This is a genomic window from Sporomusa sp. (assembly GCF_035561255.1).
Classification (GTDB): Bacteria; Bacillota; Negativicutes; order Sporomusales; family Sporomusaceae; genus Sporomusa.
Genome location: NZ_DATMXX010000028.1, coordinates 1 through 7,663, shown reverse-complemented (window position 1 = coordinate 7,663; position 7,663 = coordinate 1). Strand labels below are relative to the sequence as shown.

The following is a 7,663-nucleotide window of genomic DNA, read 5'->3' as shown; positions in this document are numbered from 1 at the left end:
GTCACACCCGAAGCCGGTGGGGTAACCAGCAATGGAACTAGCCGTCTAAGGTGGGGCCGATGATTGGGGTGAAGTCGTAACAAGGTAGCCGTATCGGAAGGTGCGGCTGGATCACCTCCTTTCTAGGGAGAACTGTTTGGGGTAACACTCAAACTACTTCCAAGGTCGGTACATTTGGCAGATGAATTTACTCTTACATTGTTTAGTTTTGAGGGAATGTTGGAAAAGACCGTCCAAAAAAGCAAGCAAGCTTTTTTGGACGGTCTTTTTATGTTCTCATTGTTCGGCACGGAGCGAGCATATTAGTTAATTTTACGGTATCATCCACGACAAGACGTAGGCCTGTAGATAGGTCATTACGCCGACAATCACTGCCAGTGCCAGGGAGTGCATTACCGTAAAGCTGAATAAATCTCCTTCTTTGCCTACAAGACCTGTCGCCGCAGTAGCTACAGCAATGCTTTGCGGTGAAATCATTTTGCCGGTTACACCACCCGATGAGTTGGCTGCTACCGTCAGAACCGGGTCAACGCCTACCTGTTGGGCAGTTACCGACTGAAGGTTAGCAAATAGGGCATTGGCTGATGTGTCTGATCCGGTAAGGAATACTCCCAACCAGCCTAACCAAGCGGAGAAGAAGGGGAAGAATGAACCTGTTCCTGCCAGAAATAAGCCGAGGGTTGAGCTCATGCCAGAGTAATTCATAATATAGGCAAGGCCAAGCACCGCCGGAATAGTAATTAAGGGTTTTGTTAGCTGTTTAAATGTTTTACCCAGGATACTGAAGAACTGCCCTGGTCCGACTCCCAGGATCATGGCCGAGATTATGCTGGCAATAAACAGGGCCGTTCCTGCTGCACTAAGCCAGTTAATCTTGTAAGCTGCTGCCATTGTAACAGGTGCTTTGACGATAGGAGCAACCTGTGTAACAACATTGTGCAGACCAGGGACATAAAGAGAGAGCGTAGGTGCTTCAATGAGTGCTTTGACTGGTTTTAGCCCCCATAGAATAACCATAACTGTAAGAATGATAAAAGGGCCCCAGGCGGTGAAAAGTTCTCCAGTTGAGTAGGTTGGCAGGGATGCTGCTACTGATTTATTCCCCTGCTCCCCGGGAAAACGCCAGATTGAGGCTGGCTTCCAGTTTTTCAGGAAAATAGTAAGAGCCAGTATTGAGGCTAATGAGGAGATGATATCCGGGAGTTCTGGTCCTAAGTAATTGGAGGAGAAGAACTGCAGGACAGCAAAGGAGACACCGGCTATTAAACAAGCGGGTAGTACTTCCATCGTAGCCTTCCAGCCTGCCATCAATACTACTAGCCAAATTGGTATAAATACTGAAATAAATGGTAGTTGACGACCAACCATCTGACTTATTTTCATTGTGTCGATGCCTGTCACCTGGCCGGCAACAATGATCGGGATACCAATACCGCCAAAGGCCACAGGTGCAGTATTGGCGATAAGGCATAAACCGGCTGCATATAAGGGATTAAAGCCAAGACCAACAAGCATGCCAGCCGATATTGCAACAGGGGTACCGAAGCCTGCTGCCCCTTCCAGAAAAGCTCCGAAGGAAAATGCAATTAGTAGTGCTTGCAGGCGCCGGTCATCTGTTATTGTTGCGATAGAGTTTTTGATTACTTCAAACCTACCGGTTTCAACAGTCATGTTATAGATGAAGATAGCCGTTATTACTATCCAGAAGATGGGGAAAATTCCATAGGCTATGCCCATCAAGGCAGCCATTAAGGTAGTGGAAAAGGGCATCTTATAGACCAGAACTGCTACCAGGAATGCAGCTACTAATGCTGAAATCCCGGCTACTTGTCCGGGTGACCGGCGGATAGCTAATAAATAGAATATCACGATTATGGGGATGGAAGCAGCCAAGGCAGATAGAGCCAGATTGCCTAGCGGTACATATTCCTGAGTCCAAGTCATAGTGTTGTCCCTCCTGCTGATTTTAAAGACTAGAAATCTATTCTATTATTTGCATTAGCGATTTAAAAAAAAGCAGGATAATGATGGATGATATGCACAGACTATAACTGACCACTTGTCAGATAATCTTGTATTTGTGGAGGTCACTTGTAAATGAAAGCATCAATATTTATTACCTGCATTTGTGATAGCATGTATCCTCAGGTTGGTGAGTCGATGGTAAGGGTTCTTGAGAAACTTGGCGTGACGCTGGACTTTCCTCCGGAGCAGACATGCTGTGGTCAGCCGGCTCTAAGCAGCGGTTATTGGGAATATGCGAAGCCTGTAGCTGAGACCATGCTTACCGCCTTTAAAGACAGTGAGTATATTGTTGCGCCGGCAGGCTCGTGCATCACTGCTATTAAGGAATATTACCCTGTCTTGTTTGAAAAGAATTCTGATCAGTACCGCCAGGCTAAAGAACTTATTGGAAAAGTATATGAGTTCAGTGAATTTGTTGTTAAGGTACTAAAAAAAGAAGATGTAGGAGCCAGCTTTCCGCACAGAGTTACCTATCACTCTAGCTGCCATGCCCGCAGGTTTCTAAATACCGACCAATACATCCATACCTTGCTCAAAAATATACGGGAGATTGATTATGTACCATTGCCACATGAAGAAGCTTGTTGTGGTTTTGGTGGTACCTTTGCTGTTAAATTGCCCGAAATATCAGAAGCCATGGTGGATGAAAAGGTAAGAAATATCCTTGAAACTAAGGCTGATGTGCTTATTGGCACTGATTTAAGCTGTTTGATGAATATTACCGGTCGACTAAGAAAGCAAAAATCCAATGTGCGTGTAATGCACATGGCTGAGTTATTAGATGAGGGGATGAGAACGTGAGTGAGAGACCGACTCTACACCTTCGGGATCGCGCAGTTAAAGCATTAAAGGATGACCAGATGCGGCAGGCAGTCCGCAAAGCGGTAGACCGGCTAAGCGGCAACAAGGATAAAGCAGCCCGCGAGCTTCCCAACTGGGAACAGTGGCGGGAGCAGACGAGGCTCATTCGCCAGCATACGATTGATAACCTTGATTACTATTTGCAAGCACTGACAGATAATGTGCGCAAAGCAGGCGGGAAAGTTCACTTTGCCGTTTCGGCTGAAGAGGCGCGCACGGTAATTACAGGGCTATGTAAGCAGTATGATGCCAAACGGGTAGTCAAATCCAAGTCCATGGTTACTGAAGAGATACATCTTAATCCTGCACTGGAAAAGGCCGGCCTGGAGGTCGTCGAAAGTGATTTGGCAGAATATATTCTGCAATTGGCAGGTGAAACACCATCTCACATCATTGTGCCTGCCATTCATAAAAACCGCTACCAGATTGCTGACTTATTTTCAAAGGTGAATGGTGAAAAGGTTGAACCTGATACCCCGGCACTCACCCGGTTTGCCCGCAAAACGCTGCGAGGTAAATTTATCGAGGCGGACATCGGGATTACCGGCTGTAATTTTGCAGTTGCTGAAACGGGATCAATTACGCTGGTTACCAATGAAGGCAATGCCCGCTTATCAACAGCCTTACCCAAGGTTGTTATCAGTGTCATGGGAATGGAGCGGCTTGTTCCTACCTTTGAAGACCTGGAAACCGTCTTATCCATGCTGCCGCGAAGTGCTACCGGCCAAAAGCTCACCAGCTATGTATCGGTAATTAATGGCCCTCGCAAACCAACTGATATTGATGGTTGTGAAAAATTCCATCTGGTTATTGTTGATAATGGACGTTCGCGCATTCTGGCTGATGAAGAGTACCGTCAGTCGCTGAATTGCATCCGCTGTGGGGCATGCTTTAATGTATGTCCGGTGTACCGTCAGATTGGTGGTCACGCCTATGGGTCGGTTTATGGTGGCCCGATAGGATCAGTGATTACCCCTTTACTTGAGAACGATTTTGAGTTCTGGGGTGAGCTGCCTTATGCATCAACTTTATGTGCAGCCTGTACCAGTACCTGTCCGGCAAAGATTCCCCTTCAGGATTTGTTGTTTAAGCTTCGCGCCCACCGGGTTAGTGCCGGTCACACAAATGCCTTCGAAAAGTTTGCCTTTGGTATGTGGAAGCGGTTCTTCAAACTGCCTAGTACCTATAAATTTGCAATGAAGGCTGCTTCTTTAGGGCAAAAGCCATTGGTTAAAGATGGGTATATTACAGCCCAGTTGCCGCTGTTATCTAACTGGACTAACTCCCGCTATCTTCCTGCTGCTGCGGACAAGACCTTCCGTGACAGATGGAATAAGCGTAAGAAGTAGGTGAGCATATGACAGAAATCCATGAAGATATTTCCCGGGAGACGGTATTCTTACAAACAGTGGCTAAAGCTTTGGGGCGGGACAAAGCTCTCGCTAATGCGCCTCAGAGGAATGAAGTGGGGCCACCAACCTTTTGGCGGGAACAAAAATTTGAGAATACGCAGCCGTTGGAACTCTTTAAAGCCAACCTTGAAGCCCTCACCGGCAAAGTAGTAATCGTTCGCGATGGTAGCGAGGCAACTAACCAGATAAAGCTTTGGCTCAAAGTGTTAAATGCAAAATCAGCCATCCTCTGGGACCACCCAACACTCCGCAAGTATATAGAACCATCACTGCTGGGTGTTAAGACGGCTTTTTGGAATAACGAGAAGCCTCGCCGGGAACTTATTGCGATTGCTGAACAGTCGGATGTGGGCATTACCTGGGTAGATTACGCAATCGGCTACACTGGAACAGTAGCCCTGTTTAACGGGTCCACTACCGGACGTTCTGTGAGCCTGCTTCCCCCTACCCATATTGCTGTTATGAGGAAATCAGACATTGTGCCCACTATGTCTACAGTGATGAGAGAGCTGCTTCAGCGTTGTGGACAGGGTAATCTCCCTTCGGCAGTTGATTTCATAACAGGCCCTAGCCGGACTTCTGACATTGAGATGGACTTATCGATCGGGGTGCACGGCCCGGTCCGTATCTGGACCATTGTCATCGAAGACTAGCCATAAGAAAAGACTTGGCTTGTGCCAAGTCCTTCAGGACGCCGGCAGAAGCCTTAGTCGTTCTTACTTATTATCAGAAAGGGGATGTACTTTCTGATAATGTTAAAAAAATCCCCAACTCTTGGGGCTGCCAAGGGTTTGGGGATTTTTGTGATTATGATCACTGCATAGGCGTGGTGAAGTAGTATAATAAAGGTATATAGTAATTTAAAGGGGGCATTAATTATGGCTTTTAAAATCACCGAAACCGTAACATGGGTAGGTAAAGTGGACTGGGAACTGAAAAAATTCCATGGGGAAGAATACTCCACTCACAAAGGCTCTACATATAACTCATACCTTATCCGTGATGAAAAAAATGTCTTGATTGATACCGTATGGCTTCCTTTTGCGCAAGAGTTTCTTGAAAATCTTAAACAGGAAATACCACTGGACAAGATCGACTACATCATTATTAACCATGCGGAAAGTGACCATAGCGGGGCGCTGCCCCAATTAATGAAACTCATTCCTGACACCCCAATCTATTGCACGGCAAATGCGGTTAAATCGTTAAAAGGTCACTATCATCAGGACTGGGACTTTCATGTAGTCAAAACAGGGGACAAGCTAAATATTGGTTCCAAAGAATTTATATTTATCGAGGCGCCGATGCTGCACTGGCCCGATACTATGATGAACTATCTTACCGGTGACAATATCTTGTTTAGTAATGATGCGTTTGGACAACATTATGCCTCAGAATACATGTTTAATGACCTTGTTGATCAAAGTGAATTGTATCAGGAGTGTATAAAATACTATGCGAATATCCTTACTCCCTTTAGCCGGCTGGTTGATCGTAAGATTCAGGAGGTTGTTGGCTTTAACCTGCCAGTGAATATGATCTGTCCAAGCCATGGCGTGATTTGGCGGGATAACCCACTGCAGATTGTAACCAAGTATGCGGAGTGGGCTAAGGATTATCAAGAAAACCAGATTACTATCTTGTATGATACGATGTGGGATGGCACCCGCAAAATGGCGGAAGCAATTGCTGAAGGTATCAAACAGGCTGATCAGGTAGTGAATATCAAATTGTATAACACAGCACGTAAAGATAAAAATGATATCATTACAGAAGTCTTTAAATCCAAAGCGATCCTGGTAGGTTCACCTACGGTTAACAAGGGGATATTGTCATCCTTAGCCGGGATTATGGAAGAGATTAAAGGTTTAGCTTTTAAAAATAAGAAAGCCGCTGCGTTTGGCACATACGGCTGGAGTGGCGAATCAGTTAAGGTGCTTACCGAGCTGTTGAAGTCAGGCGGTTTTACTGTTGTTAACGAGGGTTTTAAAGGATTATGGAATCCAGATGAGCAAACTGTTAATGGCGCAATAAATTTCGGTAAGGGATTTGCTCAGTCAAGAGATTAACATGAATGCTGGAATGACAACCTTGCTAACCGTGCTTCCTGTGCTTAAGTTTATAACGCAACCAGCGTTCGCAATCTGTCCATATACCGACAATCACAAAACCGCCAATAAACAGACGCTCCCAGTTTAGTCCGCTGTAAAATTGGTCAATAAGTAAAAACACTATGCCAATAGTGCATATCAGGGTACAAGCCCGCATTACTTTCCCCCCTTAAGGTCTTGTCAGCATTATAACGTACATAAAAGGGGCGAGGGAAATTGTGGTTGACTATTATACCAATAAAAAACTTTTATGAGTTGGCGGCAAGATATTCAAAGAGGGTGCTTTGAATAGTGGCATGTTCGGCAAAGAGTAAAAGCAGTGAGCGTATGGCTGGGGTTATTACCTTGTTTTTATGAAAGGCGACAGATATTGTGAATGTAAGCTGTGGTGTGCTGGTTAATTCAACAAGGGTACCATCTGCTAAAAATGACTCAACTAGTACATAAGGCAGTACACTTGCACCTAATCCATCCAGCACGGCTCGTTTAACAGCTTCAGCGTCACTGTATTCGATAACAGAATGAATATCTGCTGCTTTTACTACTGTCTCATATTTGGTTCGGTATACACAGCCTGGGTGGAAATTAATGAAAGGGTATTGGTTAATGTCATGGCAATTGTTCTGTGTGACAAATAAATCACGTTTAGCCACACAGACTAATTTCTCCTTAGACAGATCGAATTGTATGATTTGACTGTTGTTAATTTTGTCATGAACAATAGCTATGTCAAAAGTATTATCAAGGAGCCCTTTCATGGTCATGGGAAGATTGGTGCAAATATCAACAATAACTGAGGCTGCTATACAACTGTTTTGAAAATCTAATAATATTGGTGAAAGGATATAGCTGGCAGCAGTGGTCGAGGCTCCTAATCTTATAGGCTTGGCAGATGAGGCAAAACGCTGCATTTCAGTATTAATGTCGTGGTAAACAGTTAACAGCTTTTCTGTATGTATGGTCAATTCACGCCCGGCTGCAGTAATATAAAGCTTCTTGCCAATACGCTCGAATAGGGAAACCCCAAAATGTTCTTCCAGCGTCCGGATTTGAGCAGTGACTGTAGGTTGAGTGAAATTCAACTGCTCGGCAGCTTGCGTGATGTTGCTCAGTTTAGCTACTAGCAGAAAGGTGCGAAATAGTTGAATATCCATTCATTATTCTCCTCTAAGCGATATAGTTATTATTAGCTTAGCATATAGTAAATTCTTCTTCGATACTATAGTGAAAAGAATTTACTGCCAAGTAGTTGCA

At 44.8% G+C, this 7,663-nt stretch carries 7 protein-coding genes and 1 rRNA gene; 5 read left to right on the top strand and 3 right to left on the bottom strand.

Annotated features, from left to right (window positions below):
- Positions 1 to 122, top strand: a 16S ribosomal RNA gene (locus VN379_RS01460); the annotation flags it as partial.
- 190 nt (positions 123 to 312) lie between these two features.
- Here VN379_RS01460 and VN379_RS01455 read toward each other — a convergent pair.
- Complete coding sequence (locus VN379_RS01455) at positions 313 to 1,944, bottom strand: lactate permease LctP family transporter (protein WP_325530077.1); 1,632 nt, start codon at positions 1,942 to 1,944, stop codon at positions 313 to 315.
- Positions 1,945 to 2,097: 153 nt separating this feature from the next.
- On the opposite strand from VN379_RS01455, the gene VN379_RS01450 reads away from it, so the two are divergent.
- The 4 genes from VN379_RS01450 to VN379_RS01435 all read left to right on the top strand — a co-directional run bounded on the left by VN379_RS01450 (position 2,098) and on the right by VN379_RS01435 (position 6,367).
- Entirely contained in the window at positions 2,098 to 2,826 is a 729-nt protein-coding gene (locus tag VN379_RS01450) for a (Fe-S)-binding protein (RefSeq protein ID WP_325530075.1), read from the top strand.
- Positions 2,823 to 4,235 carry a LutB/LldF family L-lactate oxidation iron-sulfur protein gene (locus tag VN379_RS01445; RefSeq protein ID WP_325530073.1) on the top strand — a complete coding sequence of 471 codons (1,413 nt, stop codon included), beginning with the start codon at positions 2,823 to 2,825 and terminating at the stop codon, positions 4,233 to 4,235. The genes VN379_RS01450 and VN379_RS01445 overlap by 4 nt, the downstream gene beginning before the upstream one ends.
- An 8-nt stretch (positions 4,236 to 4,243) precedes the next feature.
- The gene (locus tag VN379_RS01440) at positions 4,244 to 4,951 is read left to right on the top strand and encodes a lactate utilization protein C (protein ID WP_325530071.1); all 708 of its coding nucleotides are present in this window, start codon (positions 4,244 to 4,246) and stop codon (positions 4,949 to 4,951) included.
- Between the two features lie 225 nt (positions 4,952 to 5,176).
- Positions 5,177 to 6,367 (top strand): anaerobic nitric oxide reductase flavorubredoxin, encoded by a 1,191-nt coding sequence (locus VN379_RS01435; RefSeq protein ID WP_325530070.1) that lies wholly within the window; start codon positions 5,177 to 5,179, stop codon positions 6,365 to 6,367.
- A gap of 25 nt (positions 6,368 to 6,392) precedes the next feature.
- Here the strand turns inward: VN379_RS01435 and VN379_RS01430 are convergent, their stop codons facing one another.
- Both VN379_RS01430 and VN379_RS01425 read right to left on the bottom strand, forming a co-directional pair.
- Positions 6,393 to 6,566: a hypothetical protein gene (locus VN379_RS01430; RefSeq protein WP_325530068.1), complete on the bottom strand. Its 174-nt coding sequence runs from the start codon at positions 6,564 to 6,566 to the stop codon at positions 6,393 to 6,395.
- A 91-nt stretch (positions 6,567 to 6,657) separates the two neighbouring features.
- Positions 6,658 to 7,563, bottom strand: a complete 906-nt coding sequence (locus VN379_RS01425) for a LysR family transcriptional regulator (protein WP_325530066.1) — start codon at positions 7,561 to 7,563, stop codon at positions 6,658 to 6,660.
- Positions 7,564 to 7,663: the final 100 nt, after the last annotated feature.

Coding starts and splice junctions, on each gene's coding strand:
- VN379_RS01455 (WP_325530077.1), bottom strand. CDS start 1,944: ATGACTTGGACTCAGGAATATGTACCGCTAGGCAATCTGGCTCTATCT.
- VN379_RS01450 (WP_325530075.1), top strand. CDS start 2,098: ATGAAAGCATCAATATTTATTACCTGCATTTGTGATAGCATGTATCCT.
- VN379_RS01440 (WP_325530071.1), top strand. CDS start 4,244: ATGACAGAAATCCATGAAGATATTTCCCGGGAGACGGTATTCTTACAA.
- VN379_RS01435 (WP_325530070.1), top strand. CDS start 5,177: ATGGCTTTTAAAATCACCGAAACCGTAACATGGGTAGGTAAAGTGGAC.
- VN379_RS01430 (WP_325530068.1), bottom strand. CDS start 6,566: ATGCGGGCTTGTACCCTGATATGCACTATTGGCATAGTGTTTTTACTT.
- VN379_RS01425 (WP_325530066.1), bottom strand. CDS start 7,563: ATGGATATTCAACTATTTCGCACCTTTCTGCTAGTAGCTAAACTGAGC.